This is a genomic window from Ruegeria sp. YTSC230, assembly GCF_059609665.1.
Genome location: NZ_JBXWMC010000012.1, coordinates 72,521 through 86,769 on the forward strand (window position 1 = coordinate 72,521; position 14,249 = coordinate 86,769).

A 14,249-nucleotide genomic window follows, 5' to 3' on the forward strand; every position below is an offset into this window, starting at 1 on the left:
CTCTTAGGCGTGCGCGCTGGTCTCTTGGTGTGACACGGGCGACTTGTTTTCTTAACTGACCACCCATCGAAAGGCGGGTGGTCAGTCATTTTTTGACCAGAGAGATTCTGCTATTCCACCAAGATTGAGATACAAAGTCCTGTTCTTCGCCTATGCTGTGCTGATCTTTATTGCCTACATGCAGCCGTTAGATCCGCAATTGTTCGAACCAAACACGGACAGAAAAGCCCTCTTATTGTTCATTCAAGGCTTGTTTCTGCTCGTTTGGATCATCCCAGCCGCACCCATGTGCATTGGTGGGCTTGCCTTGCTGGGGATGTGTCCAATCTCGCGTCTTCTAGCAGTATTTCTGGCGATCTCGTCAGTTGTGATTGGACTACTGCTGACACTGGCATCCGGCGTGCTCGCCTTATTTTCGGACACTCAGCTGTTGCATGGGATCAGCTTAACGATCGCGATTGCATCGAGCTTTCTCATTTGGTCGGGTCGTGATGGGAAGCCAAATCCATCACGGACTGCGAAAATCGGTATCGAACTCGACTCTGATCGCGCTCTGGTCCCTGCTGACGATTCCGATGCTCTTGTTTCAGGCACGGTTGATCGCGGACGGTTCGCCCTATTGCATCGCCGAGCATTCAAAGAATTCTCCGATCGAAACCCTGCACGGGCTACGTGGATTCTCATTCTACACAACAAAAACCGGATACAAATCGACGTCTGAATGGTACTTTCACGGTTTGATGCTCGTAGATCATCCGGACGATCAAAGGGTTTACAATTGGTCTCCAAGGCATTGGCGTTTCGATCTTGTAGAACGCCCGGACGCACTGATCGAACCGGTCAGAAACGCCTGCGTTGCTAAGTAAGTTCTACTGCGCCGGATGCGATGGCAAATCCGGCATCGGCACCCAGCGTGGCAATTCATCCGGGGAGACCGAGACATGGAGCTTCTCTGACCGGTCGCGGCCCACCTTGCGATGCTTCCGCAGCAGAAAAATTTTACCCCAGCCACGCCAGGTTCCGACAGAACGGGCGGAGGTATCCGTCGGGAACCGATCACGCCAACCCTCAGGTAGCGGAAGACCATGCAGTTCTGCCTTATCCAGCATCCAGACCAGAGAAATGTTGCTGAGGGGACGGGCCTCTTCAAAGCCGTTCAACTGGCCACCCACATCACCGTGAGTGCCACGGAACCAAACTTGTTCGACATGGCCTTTGAATTCGGGCGTACATTTCCACAAGACCGGCTCAAACACTTCGCGAGTCTCGTCCAGTGCCATTGCGTGGTACCCGTGGCGCGTCGCCGGTCCAAGCTGGTGGGTGTGAAAGGCGTGACGCTCTTCGGCCCAGCGCCACAGCAGCGGCAGACGCATGCCCAGCGCTTTGACCGTATCCCAGACGCCAACCATCTCAATCGCCACATCTTCGTGACAAAACTGCCTCCGGAACTCGGCCGCAGCCGACCCGCTGGCATTGCATTCATAGTGCCGGTAGGCCTGTTTGATGTTGCGCACAGTGGCATGTTCGGCCTTGAGCAGACCGATCATGTCAATCACACCAGCCAAGCTGCGCACACCGTAAGCGCCGCGTGAATAGCCGATGAAATAGATACGGTCGCCGGGTTTGTAACGTGAAGCGAGATAGCCATATGCGCGGCGGATCTGGCGGTTGATGCCCCGCCCCATCATCACGTCTAGCGAGGACTTCCAGTTTTCCCATTGCACACCAGATTCGTAAAAGACGGACACTTTACTGCCCATTTCGCGGCACAGTCGCAGGGTCTGACCCGCATGGGTCTCGTAGCCCGGCTCAAGCGTCGACATGGTGCCGTCTAGGATAATCACATGGCTGACGGGCTCGCGGTGAAGCGCCTCGGCGGAATGCTCGGACCGTAAGGGCCGTCCGAGCCATCCCAGTACCTTTCTACTCAGCCGCGACAGAACCATGCGTCAACATTTCCCATACTTTATGAGGTGTGAAAGGCATGTCCGCCTGCCGCACCCCGTAATCCCAGAGCGCATCCTGAACCGCGTTTGCCACCGCGGCCAGCGCGCCCACGGTGCCGGCCTCTCCGCATCCTTTCATCCCCATCGGGTTGGAAGTTGACGGAACCGGCGCCGAGGTAAACTTAATCATGGGTATCTCGGCCGCGCGGGGCAAGGCGTAATCCATCAACGAAGCCGTGAGCAGTTGCCCCTGCGCATCATGCACAACGTGTTCCGTCAGCGCCTGACCAATGCCCTGCACCACCCCGCCATGCACCTGCCCTTCGGCCAGCATCGGGTTGATAAGATTACCGAAGTCGTCGACGACAGTATAGCGATCCACCCAGGTTTCACCGGTGTAAGAATCAATCACGATTTCGGCAACATGTGCGCCATTGGGATAGCTGCGCGCATCCAGATTGGCGCTGGCTTCATGGCTCAGCAGGTCGGCGCGGCCGTCGGCGCGGGCCATCTCCGCGGCTTCGGCCAGCGTGGGCGTCAGATTTGATCCCGGCGCCCGAAAGGTTTCATGGTCGAAACGCACATCACTTTCCTCCACCCCCATCTTATCCGCCAGATACGGCGTGAATGCGGCGATCATGACATCTATTGTCGCCAACGTGGCCGTGCTTTGCACCGTGACCGAACGTGACCCGCCAGTCCCGCCGCCATGTGGCAACTGATCGCTGTCACCCTGGACCACATTGATCTGGTCCATCGGAACTCCGGTCTGGTCTGACAGGAATTGCGCATAGACCGTCTCATGCCCCTGCCCGTTCGATTGGGTGCCGACATAAAGGTTCATCGTGCCATCCTCGCAAAACTCGACTTTCGCGTTTTCCGAAGGGTCACCCAAAATGCTTTCGATATAGTAACACAAGCCCCGCCCCCGGATCAGGCCACGTTCCGCATCTGCAGTTTTTCGTGTCGCGAACCCCTGGGTCTGGGCATCTGCACGGGACAGGACCATATCGAAATCACCTACGTCATAGATTTCGCCGGTCGCGGTCTTGTAGGGGAAGTTTTCCGGCCGGATGAAATTCCTGCGGCGCAACTCCCAAGGATCGACCCCCAGTTGGCGCGCGGCGCGATCCATTACACGTTCCAGAACATAGATCGCCTCGGGCCGCCCTGCCCCCCGATAGGCGTCGACTTGCGTGGTGTTGGTATAGAACCCCTCAACCCGCAGATACGTCGTTTGAACGTCGTAAACCCCCATCAACACTTTGCTGAAAAGACTGGTCTGGATCGCTTGCCCGAAATGACTGCTATACGCACCCAGATTTACCTTGCTGTGCACACGGTAGGCCGTGATTTTCAGGTCCTCGTCAAAGGCGAGCTCAGCCAATGAGGTCAGGTCGCGACCGTGATGATCCGACAGCATCGCCTCGGATCGGTCAGACATCCAATGAACCGGTTGCCCGAGTTTCATCGCAGCAACTGAGACGCAAAAATACTCAGGGTACGGCATGACCTTCATGCCGAATCCGCCACCCACATCCGGGGTGGTGACACGGATCGCCTCGGGCTCCAGTTTCAGCTTTTGCGCCAACTGCCCCCGCATCGCCCAGACGCCTTGCCCACCATAGGCAAAGTGCAAACGTCCATCGACCCAATTGGCCTGACATCCCCGTGGCTCGATTGAGGTGATGATCACGCGGTTGTCGGCCACATCCAGCGAAACGGTATGCGCGGCAGCCTGAAAGGCGGCATCGGTTGCTGCTTCATCGCCCAACCCCCAATCAAAAGCACGATTGTCGGCGACCCTATCATGCAGTGGTTCGCCACCGGCTTCGACATCCAGTTTTGCAGGCAGATCATCCGTGTCCATCCAGATCATCTCAACCGCATCTCTCGCCTGCAACAGCGTGTCTGCGATCACGACAGCCACAGGTTCGCCAACAAACCGGACGCGGTCTTGGGCCAGCATATGCCTGTCGGGCGCAAGGGTCTGAGAGCCATCGCGGTTCTGCACAGTTGCTGCGTTCATCACAGTGTCGATCCCAGCCGTCGAGAGATCATCCAGCGTCATGACAAGGCGCACCCCTTCCGCTTCACGCGCGGCATCCAAATCCAGCGCCGTGATCCGACCATGGGCAACCGGGCTGCGAAAAAAAGCTGCGAACAGAGCATCTCCGGGTACATCATCGTCCATGTATCGTCCGTGCCCGGTCAGAAACCGCTGATCTTCTGTCCGTTTGACGGGCTGGCTTTTGCCGAACTTTTCCATGCGATGATCCTCCTGCGATGGCGACCGTAGCCCGCCACAAGACGATGTCCAGTCGAAGAGGCAGCTCCCTCGTGTCTTGCCAGTCATTTTTTGGTTAACCTACAGATCATCACATGGGCACATGACAGCGTATTTCCGTTCACCGCCCTGCTGACCAGCGGCGGCGAAGCCACCCACGACGTGTATGTCGGTTCCGACGCCCGCGCGGGCATGGTACGGAACGGCCCCGGCCTTCGTCATGCGCTACGCCGATGACAAACTTGCCTCAGAAAGGCATATGGGCGTCCTGAAGGATGCTTTCGGTGATCATCTTGAGACGGTGGAACTTGACGGCAACGACCACTCATTGCTGACTTTGGATTTCCATGAACCGGCCTACCAGTGTGTTCAGGACTATTTTCGCGCGCGCTTTGCCCAAGCCGAATAGCATACAACCCTTCCCCTTCCCTTACGCATTCGCTATTGCAGGCGCTGACCCGAATTTGTTGACGCAGGACGCATCCTATGGCGATGGAAAAGACATTCAACGCGGCCGAGGCTGAGGCCCGCATTTATGAGGCCTGGGAACAGGCCGGGGCCTTCAAGGCAGGCGCGAACAGATCGCGCGACGAAAGCTTTACCATCATGATCCCGCCTCCCAACGTGACGGGCGCATTGCATGTGGGCCACGCGTTCAACAACACCTTGCAGGATATCCTGACCCGCTGGCACCGGATGCGCGGCTTCGACACGTTGTGGCAACCCGGTCAGGACCATGCCGGTATCGCCACCCAGATGCAGGTCGAAAAGATGCTGGCCGCCACCCAACAGCCCAGCCGAAACGAGCTGGGTCGCGAGGCTTTTCTGGACAAGGTCTGGGAATGGAAGGGCGAATACGGCGGCACGATCATCGAGCAGCTGAAACGTCTTGGCTCCTCCTGTGACTGGTCGCGCAACGCCTTCACCATGGCGGGGGCACCACGCGATCCGCGCACCGGGCATGAAAACTCGGCCAACTTCCACGACGCGGTCATCAAGGTCTTCGTCGACATGTATGAAAAGGGCCTGATCTATCGCGGCAAGCGGTTGGTCAATTGGGACCCCCATTTCGAGACCGCGATCTCGGACCTTGAGGTCGAGAATATTGAGGTCGCGGGCCACATGTGGAACTTCAAGTATCCGCTGGCTGGTGGTGAAACCTACACCTATATCGAGAAGGATGAGGACGGGAACGTCGTTTTCGAAGAAGAACGCGATTACATTTCGATTGCCACGACCCGCCCCGAAACCATGCTGGGTGACGGCGCGGTTGCGGTTCATCCGTCGGATGAACGGTATGCGCCAATCGTTGGGAAACTCTGCGAAATCCCGGTTGGCCCGAAAGAGCATCGTCGCCAGATCCCGATCATCACCGATGACTACCCCGATCCTGATTTCGGCTCGGGTGCGGTGAAGATCACTGGTGCACATGACTTCAACGACAACATGGTCGCCAAGCGCGGCGGCATTCCGATGTACCGCCTGATGGATACCAAAGGCGCGATGCGGGCTGATGGTGCGCCCTACGCCGAAGAGGCTGGTAAAGCGCAGGAATACGCACGTGGTCGCGCGTTCACCGAGAACGAGATCGACGCGATTAACCTCGTTCCCGACCATCTGCGTGGGCTCGACCGGTTCGAGGCGCGCGCGAAAGTGGTCGAAGAGATCAACGCCGACGGTCTGGCCGTGATGACCCGTGCGGACGATCCGGTTCTGGGCACCAAGCTGGGCGAAGATGAAGATCCTGCCGCACTGGTGCCGCTGGTCGAGAGCAAACCGATCATGCAGCCCTTCGGCGACCGCTCGAAAGTTGTGATCGAGCCAATGTTCACCGATCAGTGGTTCGTGGATGCCGAAAAGATCGTCGGCCCCGCGCTGGATGCGGTCAAAGACGGCACGGTCAAGATCATTCCCGAGTCGGGTGAGAAGACCTATTACCACTGGCTGGAAAACATCGAGCCCTGGTGCATCTCGCGCCAGTTGTGGTGGGGGCACCAGATACCGGTTTGGTATGGTTTGGATTTGTCTGCAGAGAAATTCATCGATGACGAAAATGATGGTGACCTGGATCTGGTCGAACTGGGCCGGTTGCTCAATGAAGGTGGCATGTTACACCGTGGCAGCGTCATGGAATGTGCGCCTACTTTTGAGGCGGTCACCGAAAAATTCCTCAATGACAATGCCGACATTCCCAGCCCGCTGAGCCACGCAACTGTTGTTGAAGTTTCAGACAAACACGAGGCGATCCATCGGTTTGCTGAAAGTCTCGCTCAGTATGCCGTCGAACAAGACCCAACCAAACTGATCTATCCGGTCTGGCGCGACCCCGACGTCCTCGACACATGGTTCTCCTCCGGCCTCTGGCCAATCGGCACGCTGGGCTGGCCCGAAAAGACCGATGAACTGGAACGCTACTTCCCTACGGACGTTCTGATCACCGGCGCGGACATCCTGTTTTTCTGGGTCGCTCGGATGATGATGATGCAACTGGCCGTGGTGAACGAAATCCCGTTCCACACCGTCTACCTGCACCAGCTCGTCCGCGACGAGAAGGGCAAGAAGATGTCCAAGACCACCGGCAACGTCATCGACCCGCTGGAGATCGTGGACGAATTCGGTGCCGACGCGCTGCGCTTTACCAACGCCTCGATGGCGGCGATCGGCGGCGTGCTGAAACTGTCCCGCGAACGCATCACCGGCTATCGCAACTTCGGCACCAAGCTGTGGAACGCCGTCCGCTTTGCCGAGATGAACGAGGTCTTCACTGACGCCGTCCCGCAACTGGATGTGGCCGACCTAAAGCCCAAGGCAGCTGTGAACCGCTGGATTATCGGCGAAACCGCACGTGTGCGGGAAGAGGTCGACGCGGCGCTGGAAAGCTATCGCTTCAACGACGCGGCCAACGGGCTTTATGCCTTTGTCTGGGGTAAGGTTTGCGACTGGTACGTGGAGCTGTCCAAGCCACTGCTGCAAGGGGACGATGCCGAGGCGCAGGCCGAGACCCGCGCTACGATGCGTTGGGTTCTGGATCAGTGCATGGTCCTGCTGCACCCGATCATGCCGTTCATCACCGAAGAGCTGTGGGGCTTGACCGGCGACCGCGCCAAAATGGCCGTCCACGCCGATTGGCCGACCTATGCCGCCGCCGACCTGATCGACGCGGATTCGGATCGTGAGATGAACTGGGTGATCTCGGTGATCGAAAACACACGCTCGGCCCGTGCGCAGATGCGGGTTCCAGCCGGCCTCTATGTGCCGATGCTGGTGACCGAGATCGACGCCAATGGCCAAGCCGCGTGGGACCGTAACCAGGCGCTGATCAAGCGTCTGGCGCGGATCGACAGCCTGACAAAAGCGGATGAGCTGCCCAAAGGTACGATCTCGATTGCCGCCCTCGGCGCGTCCTTCGGCCTGCCATTGGCGGATATCATCGACATCGGCGCGGAAAAGGAACGGTTGGAGAAAGCCAAAGGCAAGCTAGCCAAGGAACTGGGCGGTCTGCGCGGACGTCTGAACAACCCCAAATTCGTTGCTTCGGCCCCGGAAGAGGTTGTCGCGGAGGCCAAAGCCAACCTTGCCGCCCGCGAAGAAGAAGAGGCGAAACTGAACGAGGCCCTCGCCCGCTTGGCCGAAATCGCCTGATCTTCGTCTTTTCGCAAATACTCAAAATCTAACACCCGCCGCTCACCCGGCGGGTTTTTTTGTGCGGTGACGCATTTCACCTTGTTTCTATCCGCTTGCGATTGTTAGCAATCTCTGCAGACAACTCCGAGGAAGTCATGGCGCGCCCTTTCCCTCCTGTGCAGACAATTTCGACTGGCCTTGTGGTGGCCGTTGTCGGCTTTTTCAGCTCTTTCCCGATCGTGCTGCAGGGCCTTATTGCGATGGGCGCCTCGGAGGCTGAGGCGGCTTCGGGTTTGATGATGGCCGCGGTTGCAATGGGGGTGACGGCGATTGTGGTCAGCCTTTGGTACCGGCAGCCGATCAGCGTGGCATGGTCAACACCCGGTGCCGCTCTGCTGGCGGTCTCGGCGACCCCATTGGTCGGATTTTCTGATGCAGTTGGGGCCTTTCTCTGCGCCGGAGCCCTGACTGTTGTTGCCGGAATGTGGCGTCCGCTTGGACGGCTTGCGGCCGCTATCCCGACAACACTTGCACAGGCCATGCTGGGCGGGGTTTTGCTGCCCTTGTGCATCATTCCGTTCAAGGCGGCAGTTGAGCTGCCCTGGCAAGCGCTGCCGGTCATTCTGACGTGGTTTATCGCCGGGCGGATCAATCGGTTGATCGCAGTTCCTGCCGCAGTGGTTGCCGCGGCAATCGTCGTTGTATTAAACGCCGGTGACGGTTCGGTCCGACCCGAGCATCTTGTCGCCGCCCCTGTCTGGACCATGCCGACATTCTCGATCGCATCAGCGATCGGGATTGGCATCCCCCTGTTCATCGTCACCATGGCTACGCAAAACATACCCGGCATCGCCGTCATGCGCAGCTTTGGGTATGCGCCAATTGCTGGCAAGTTGTTCTCAGCCGTCGGGGGTGCCAGTATTTTGTCTGCCCCCTTTGGCGCTCCGGCCACGTGCCTTGCTGCGATTACCGCTGCGATGTGTTCAAACGAAGACAGCTACCCGGACCCGAACCAGCGTTACTGGTCAGCGGTTATGGCAGGCCTATTTTACTGCGTATTTGGCGTCTTTGCCGTGGCAATCACCGGGTTCGCGGCCCACGCGGACCCATTGCTCATGGGTACACTGACCGGCATTGCCCTGATTGGTGTGATGGCAAATGCGACCTTTGCTGCGTTAGAGGTTCCCGCCGAACGCGAAGCGGCGATTCTGACATTCGCCATAACCGCATCAGGAATCACCGTCTTCGGCCTGGGTGCTGCAGTCTGGGGTTTGGCCGCAGGTGGTATCGCCTATCTGGTTACCAACCGATCCAGATGACAGCTTTCCCCCGCTGTGCTGGTCGGGTACTACGAACCTATGTTTGGATCGCTCGGAAAACTGGTCGAACGCCAGATCAAAAAGGCGCAAGCCGAAGGTCAGCTAGAGGGGCTGGAGGGCGAAGGACAGCCGCTGCCTGACCGTTCGTCCGAGGCTCAGACCGATCCGGCCGTCGCCGCCGGTCATCGGATCATGGCGCAAGCAGACGTTCTGCCCGAAGAGTTCAGCATCAAGAAAGAATTAGATGCCGCCCGCAAAACCTATGCGTCGCAGTCCGATGCTGACGAGCGTAAAGTGACTATGGCTAAGATCGCCGAGCTTGAGATGCGATACAATATGGCCCGTGATGCACGACGGGCTTTTATGCGTTAATTACCGGGCGCAAATGCCCTGCTTGGCACGGAAATCGAGTTTCCCGACGGATCCTTGGCATTCGCGAAACTGTAGCCATCCGCTGTGTGGATCGGACCGAATCTCAGCCCGTGCTGCGCGGTTTGTTTGCAAAACTCGGCAACGTCCGCGACATCAAAAACGATTTTGACCGCCGCTTGCCCCTGACGGGCGGCCTTGCTGGCCGGATGCAACAACAGGCGCAACCCGTCTTTGTCAGGCACAAGCTCTACAATCCGGTCCCCTTCCAGTTGGCGCGCTGCGTAGCCAAAATGCGTCTCATAGAAATGCACCATCTTCTCGATATCCTTGGCGTACAAGATCAATCGTGTGACAGATGGCCAGATCATTTGAACTCTGGTTTGCGACCTTGCAAATTCGCCGCAATGACCTCCATCTGGTCCGGTTTGCCGATCAGTTCCGCCTGCTCTGACGACTCCTCCAGCAGCACCTCTGTGCGGGGTTTGGCTTCCGCAACCTCGATCAGGCGCTTGGCCGCGCGGATGGCCGAAGGGCTTTGGCCCGCAATGTCCTCAGCCAAGGCCAATGCCTCGGTCAGCGGGTCATCCGACAGCTTGGTAACCAGCCCCCAGTCCGCTGCCTGCGCGGCACCGATGGGGCGGGCCGAATAGGTCAACAGGCGTAAAACGTCCGACCGGACCAGCTTTGGCAGCAAAACCATACCGCCCATGTCGGGGATCAGGCCCCATTTCATCTCCATTACGGCGAGTTTAGCCTCGGGATGTGCTATTCGGATGTCGGCGCCCAGCGCAAGTTGCAAACCGCCGCCATAAGCAACACCCTGAATGGCACAAATGACGGGAACGGGCACGCGTTGCCAAACCAGGGCAACTTCCTGCACCTCATTGGCGTCCTTGTGGCTGCGGGTCATCAACCATTCGGTCGGGTCCGTTTGCGCCATGCTCGCAAAGCTGGCCATGTCCAGACCCGCGCAAAAGCTTTTGCCTTCACCCGATAGCACCACCGCACGGGCATCCGAGGCAGCGACCTCCTGCCCCGCAGAAATGATGGCCTTTATCATCGCATCATCCAGCGCATTCATCTTGTCGCCGCGCGTCAGAGTTACGTGCGCGATGTGATTTTTGTATTCGACGGATACTCGTGACATCTCAGGCCTCTCAATTCCGGTTAGGGGTACAATGCCCCGATGGATCAGGCAGTTCCACCTAAACGTTAGGGCAGATTTGACGCAGGCATGCGCCCGAACCAGGGCGAATCCAATGTCATGACGTAGAAATGTCCCCCGGCCAACTTGCCACCCGTGGTGATGCCCAGCCGACCCCCGGGGTCTTGCAAGGTCTGCAGGATGTTCCCGTCGCCGTCAAACTGCACCATCATCCCGCGATGGATCGGCGCAGGCCGCACCGTCGGCCCCAGTCGCCAGATCACCTTGCGCAAGAACGGGTATGGCATCAGTGCCTCGCTTGGCACGCGCGGGCTGGCAAAGGCCATCCAATACGTACCATCGCCCTGTGCCTCGATGTTGTCGGGATAGCCTGGGAGATTGTCCATCAGGACCTCTTGCTGCCCGGCCTTCGGGCCGGTCAGCCAAAGCTTGTGCACCCGGGCGCGCCCGGTTTCAGCGATCAGCAGAAAATCCTCACCTGGCGACAACGCGACGCCGTTTGTGTAGACAAAGCCTTCGGCCAGTTTCTCGGTCGTGCCATCGGGCGCGTGGCGGGCAACGTAACCTGTGTCCGATTGCTCCCAGATGGTCAGTACCGAAGTCGGTTTGGTCCCGCCCATCGTTTCGGGATCGAACCGATCGGACGAGTTTGAGAAATAGATCGTCCCGTCCTTCGCCACGTCCAATTGATTTGCATAGATCACCGGCCCGCCGTTTATCTCAGACACGACTGGCTGCAGCGTACCGGGGCCGGTCCAGCGCATGATGCCTCGGAAGCTGTCGGCGATGTAAAGCACCCCATCCGGACCGACCGTCAGGCCCAAGGGCCGACCGCCGAGGTCGTCAACTTTCACCGGGGACTCGTCGTCTATTCGGTACAGAGCCCCGGACAAGCTGGTCGTGTACACGGACCCGTCGGGCATGATGGCAATGTCTTCGGGGCCTTTCTCATCGTCAGGCAACGAGATCAGCTCCAGTTGGTCCAACGCATTGTTCTCCGCGAAGTCACCAGTGAAACCCGGTGCTTCGGGTGGGGTCCATGCCACCGGTTGAACCGGGACCGGCCAGAAAACCAGATAGGCGAGGCCGACAATCAACAAGCCCAAAACAATGCGCATGCGCGCTCCTCCCTTTAATCGTTACGCGAACAATGCGGAGCAGCATTCTGCAACGCAAGCTTGCCTGTCGTATGACCTTACGTTTATCTGCCCCCATGACAGAGCCACGCTATACCCCGCTTGCCAAATCCCTGCCTGCAACCGTGCCGTTTGTTGGCCCCGAAACGCAGGAACGCCAGCGTGGCGCGCCATTTGTGGCGCGGCTGGGCGCAAATGAAAGCGTGTTTGGACCCTCTCCGCACGCCATAGCGGCAATGGCAGAAACGGGGATCTGGATGTATGGCGATCCGGAAAACCACGATCTGCGCGCGGCATTGGCGGATCACCATGGAGTCGGGTCGGAAAACATCGTGGTTGGCGAAGGCATCGACGGGCTGTTGGGTTACCTGGTGCGGCTACTGGTCGGATCCGGAGACGCGGTTGTCACCTCAGATGGGGCATATCCGACCTTCAACTACCATGTGGCTGGTTTCGGGGGGACACTCCACAAGGTGCCGTATCGCGACGACCACGAAGACCCGGCGGCGCTGTTTGCCAAGGCACGTGAAGTGGATGCCAAGCTGGCTTATCTGGCCAATCCTGACAACCCGATGGGTAGCTGGCATTCCGGAGCGGATATCGTGGCGGCGCTGGACGATCTGCCTGACGGGTGCTTGCTTGTATTGGACGAGGCCTATGTGGAATGTGCGCCTGAAGGCACCGCCGCCCCAGTGGCAGCAGACGATCCGCGGGTGATCCGGATGCGAACTTTTTCCAAGGTGTACGGCATGGCGGGCGCGCGGGTTGGCTATGCCATCGGCGCACCCGGCCTGATTTCAGCTTTCAACAAGGTGCGCAACCATTTCGGAATGAACCGAGCCGCGCAGGTCGGTGCGCTGGCCGCACTGAATGATGCCGAGTGGCTAAATCATGTTCAGACAAAGATTACCGAAGCGCGTGACCGGATTGGCCATATTGCACGAGAGAATGGTTTGGCGCCCTTGCCCTCGGCCACCAACTTCGTTGCCATTGATTGCGGGAAGGATGGGGCCTTTGCCAAGGCGGTTCTGGACTCGCTGGTTGCGCAGGGCATTTTCGTGCGTATGCCCTTTGCCGCACCGCAAAATCGCTGCATCCGCGTCAGCTGTGGCGAGGCAGCCGATCTGGATGCCTTTGCCACAGCATTGCCAAAAGCGCTTGCCGAGGCGCGGCGTTAGGTCTTCGACGCAAGCACCGCAGCTGCAGCGTCTAACGCGCCTTTGCCGCGAGGGATATCCAGCGCGGCCAAGGCTGTTTCCACACCGCCCAAAGTAGCCATAACCATCTGGCCATTGACGTGACCCATATGGCCAAGACGGAAGCATCCTTCCCAGTCGTCCATCCCCAGACCAATACCAAGGGTCAACCCCAGTTGGTTTTCAGTGAACTCGCGCAATGGTGTGCCGCGTCCCTCGGTCAGTCGCAAGGCAGTGACAGCATGGCTGCGATGTTGACGCTCCGCAACATTCAGATGCAACGCGTCATCTTGCGCCCAGGTTTCACATGCTTCCCAGATGGCCGTGGCTAGCCTCTCGTGCCGCGCCCAAACCTGTTCCATCCCCTCGGCATGGATCATGTCTAAGGCTGCGCGCAAACCGTAGAGGTGATGGGTCGGTGCGGTGCCGTTGAAATACTGATAGAACAACTCGGGGTTGGATCGTGGCTGCCAGTCCCAATACTGCGAAACTCGTGGCATAGCGGCTCGTTTGGCCTGTGCTTTATCATTGAAGAAGACAAAGCCGGTGCCAGCGGGTGTCATCAGCCCCTTCTGGCAAGCCGTAACCGTAACATCGACGCCCCAGGCATCCATTTCGAACCGGTCACACCCCAGCGAGGCAATGCAATCCGCCATCAAAAGCGCCGGGTGGTCCAGATCGTCCAACAAGGCGCGTAGTGCTGGAATGTCGTTCCGGATTGAACTTGAGGTGTCCACATGAACGGCAAGTACCGCCTTGATCATGTGGGCTTTGTCGTCACGCAATGCCTCGGCAATACGGTCAAAATCCCACGCCGAGGACGAGCCGAAGTCGATCAATTGAACCTTGGCGCCGATACCCTCGGCCATCTCGGCCCAGCCATGGGTAAATCGACCAGATGCGGGGGCTAGAACCGTTTCACCGGGTGCGATGACGTTGGACAGCGCGGCCTCCCACGTTCCGTGGCCGTTGGAGATATAGATAGCAACATTATGCTCGGTCCGCGCCACGCGACACAGATCGCGGGTCAGCGACGGCATCATCTCGATCAGCTCGCCCTCGTAGATATTCGGTGACGGGCGGTGCATGGCTTGCAACACCGCGTCTGGAATGACCGAAGGTCCTGGAATCGCCAGATATTCGCGCCCTTGCGCCAGGGAAATGGAGTTTGTCATGGGATCAACCTGTATGAATTGACGCCCAC

Annotated in this window: 13 protein-coding genes; 6 read left to right on the top strand and 7 right to left on the bottom strand. The window is 58.6% G+C overall.

The features are described 5' to 3' along the window. The first annotated feature begins 124 nt into the window (after window positions 1-124). On the top strand, window positions 125-721 hold the full coding sequence (locus AC2FD9_RS20450) for a hypothetical protein (protein WP_496699791.1): 597 nt from the start codon (window positions 125-127) through the stop codon (window positions 719-721). A 148-nt stretch (window positions 722-869) separates the two neighbouring features. Here AC2FD9_RS20450 and AC2FD9_RS20455 read toward each other — a convergent pair whose 3' ends face one another. The 3 genes from AC2FD9_RS20455 to AC2FD9_RS20465 form a co-directional block, all read right to left on the bottom strand. Beyond that, a complete protein-coding gene (locus AC2FD9_RS20455; protein ID WP_058276975.1) occupies window positions 870-1,946 on the bottom strand; it encodes a T6SS phospholipase effector Tle1-like catalytic domain-containing protein in 1,077 nt (358 codons plus the stop codon). Next, window positions 1,924-4,215, bottom strand: coding sequence for a xanthine dehydrogenase family protein molybdopterin-binding subunit (locus AC2FD9_RS20460; protein ID WP_496838627.1), 2,292 nt, complete (start codon window positions 4,213-4,215; stop codon window positions 1,924-1,926). Before AC2FD9_RS20460 ends, AC2FD9_RS20455 begins: the two co-directional genes overlap by 23 nt. 99 nt (window positions 4,216-4,314) lie before the next feature. After that, window positions 4,315-4,455, bottom strand: coding sequence for a hypothetical protein (locus tag AC2FD9_RS20465; RefSeq protein WP_186437380.1), 141 nt, complete (start codon window positions 4,453-4,455; stop codon window positions 4,315-4,317). Here AC2FD9_RS20465 and AC2FD9_RS20470 point away from each other — a divergent pair. The 4 genes from AC2FD9_RS20470 (at window position 4,454) to AC2FD9_RS20485 (ending at window position 9,548) form a co-directional block, all read left to right on the top strand. Next, window positions 4,454-4,642, top strand: a complete 189-nt coding sequence (locus tag AC2FD9_RS20470; RefSeq protein WP_496838629.1) for a hypothetical protein — start codon at window positions 4,454-4,456, stop codon at window positions 4,640-4,642. The genes AC2FD9_RS20465 and AC2FD9_RS20470 overlap by 2 nt on opposite strands. Before the next feature lie 77 nt (window positions 4,643-4,719). Further along, window positions 4,720-7,875, top strand: coding sequence for a valine--tRNA ligase (locus tag AC2FD9_RS20475; protein WP_496838631.1), 3,156 nt, complete (start codon window positions 4,720-4,722; stop codon window positions 7,873-7,875). A 137-nt stretch (window positions 7,876-8,012) separates the two neighbouring features. Continuing rightward, entirely contained in the window at window positions 8,013-9,176 is a 1,164-nt protein-coding gene (locus AC2FD9_RS20480; protein WP_496838633.1) for a benzoate/H(+) symporter BenE family transporter, read from the top strand. A gap of 39 nt (window positions 9,177-9,215) precedes the next feature. Continuing rightward, the gene (locus AC2FD9_RS20485) at window positions 9,216-9,548 is read left to right on the top strand and encodes a DnaJ family domain-containing protein (protein ID WP_496722737.1); all 333 of its coding nucleotides are present in this window, start codon (window positions 9,216-9,218) and stop codon (window positions 9,546-9,548) included. Here the strand turns inward: AC2FD9_RS20485 and AC2FD9_RS20490 are convergent. The 3 genes from AC2FD9_RS20490 to AC2FD9_RS20500 form a co-directional block, all read right to left on the bottom strand. Next, window positions 9,545-9,916 carry a VOC family protein gene (locus tag AC2FD9_RS20490; protein ID WP_496838404.1) on the bottom strand — a complete coding sequence of 124 codons (372 nt, stop codon included), beginning with the start codon at window positions 9,914-9,916 and terminating at the stop codon, window positions 9,545-9,547. The genes AC2FD9_RS20485 and AC2FD9_RS20490 overlap by 4 nt on opposite strands. Continuing rightward, window positions 9,913-10,695 (bottom strand): crotonase/enoyl-CoA hydratase family protein, encoded by a 783-nt coding sequence (locus AC2FD9_RS20495; protein ID WP_109313418.1) that lies wholly within the window; start codon window positions 10,693-10,695, stop codon window positions 9,913-9,915. Before AC2FD9_RS20495 ends, AC2FD9_RS20490 begins: the two co-directional genes overlap by 4 nt. Window positions 10,696-10,760: 65 nt before the next feature. Beyond that, a complete protein-coding gene (locus tag AC2FD9_RS20500; protein WP_496838406.1) occupies window positions 10,761-11,831 on the bottom strand; it encodes an SMP-30/gluconolactonase/LRE family protein in 1,071 nt (356 codons plus the stop codon). Window positions 11,832-11,926: 95 nt separating this feature from the next. Here AC2FD9_RS20500 and AC2FD9_RS20505 point away from each other — a divergent pair, with 95 nt between their 5' ends. Continuing rightward, entirely contained in the window at window positions 11,927-13,027 is a 1,101-nt protein-coding gene (locus tag AC2FD9_RS20505; RefSeq protein WP_496838635.1) for a pyridoxal phosphate-dependent aminotransferase, read from the top strand. On the opposite strand, the gene AC2FD9_RS20510 is transcribed toward AC2FD9_RS20505, so the two are convergent. Then, window positions 13,024-14,220, bottom strand: coding sequence for a pyridoxal-phosphate-dependent aminotransferase family protein (locus tag AC2FD9_RS20510; RefSeq protein ID WP_496838636.1), 1,197 nt, complete (start codon window positions 14,218-14,220; stop codon window positions 13,024-13,026). The genes AC2FD9_RS20505 and AC2FD9_RS20510 overlap by 4 nt on opposite strands. Between the last annotated feature and the right edge of the window lie 29 nt (window positions 14,221-14,249).

Bases quoted from the DNA above. Each gene is read 5' to 3' on its own strand.
- AC2FD9_RS20455 (WP_058276975.1), bottom strand. From the start codon at position 1,946: ATGGTTCTGTCGCGGCTGAGTAGAAAGGTACTGGGATGGCTCGGACGG.
- AC2FD9_RS20460 (WP_496838627.1), bottom strand. From the start codon at position 4,215: ATGGAAAAGTTCGGCAAAAGCCAGCCCGTCAAACGGACAGAAGATCAG.
- AC2FD9_RS20470 (WP_496838629.1), top strand. From the start codon at position 4,454: ATGCGCTACGCCGATGACAAACTTGCCTCAGAAAGGCATATGGGCGTC.
- AC2FD9_RS20465 (WP_186437380.1), bottom strand. From the start codon at position 4,455: ATGACGAAGGCCGGGGCCGTTCCGTACCATGCCCGCGCGGGCGTCGGA.
- AC2FD9_RS20475 (WP_496838631.1), top strand. From the start codon at position 4,720: ATGGCGATGGAAAAGACATTCAACGCGGCCGAGGCTGAGGCCCGCATT.
- AC2FD9_RS20480 (WP_496838633.1), top strand. From the start codon at position 8,013: ATGGCGCGCCCTTTCCCTCCTGTGCAGACAATTTCGACTGGCCTTGTG.
- AC2FD9_RS20485 (WP_496722737.1), top strand. From the start codon at position 9,216: ATGTTTGGATCGCTCGGAAAACTGGTCGAACGCCAGATCAAAAAGGCG.
- AC2FD9_RS20490 (WP_496838404.1), bottom strand. From the start codon at position 9,916: ATGATCTGGCCATCTGTCACACGATTGATCTTGTACGCCAAGGATATC.
- AC2FD9_RS20495 (WP_109313418.1), bottom strand. From the start codon at position 10,695: ATGTCACGAGTATCCGTCGAATACAAAAATCACATCGCGCACGTAACT.
- AC2FD9_RS20500 (WP_496838406.1), bottom strand. From the start codon at position 11,831: ATGCGCATTGTTTTGGGCTTGTTGATTGTCGGCCTCGCCTATCTGGTT.
- AC2FD9_RS20505 (WP_496838635.1), top strand. From the start codon at position 11,927: ATGACAGAGCCACGCTATACCCCGCTTGCCAAATCCCTGCCTGCAACC.
- AC2FD9_RS20510 (WP_496838636.1), bottom strand. From the start codon at position 14,220: ATGACAAACTCCATTTCCCTGGCGCAAGGGCGCGAATATCTGGCGATT.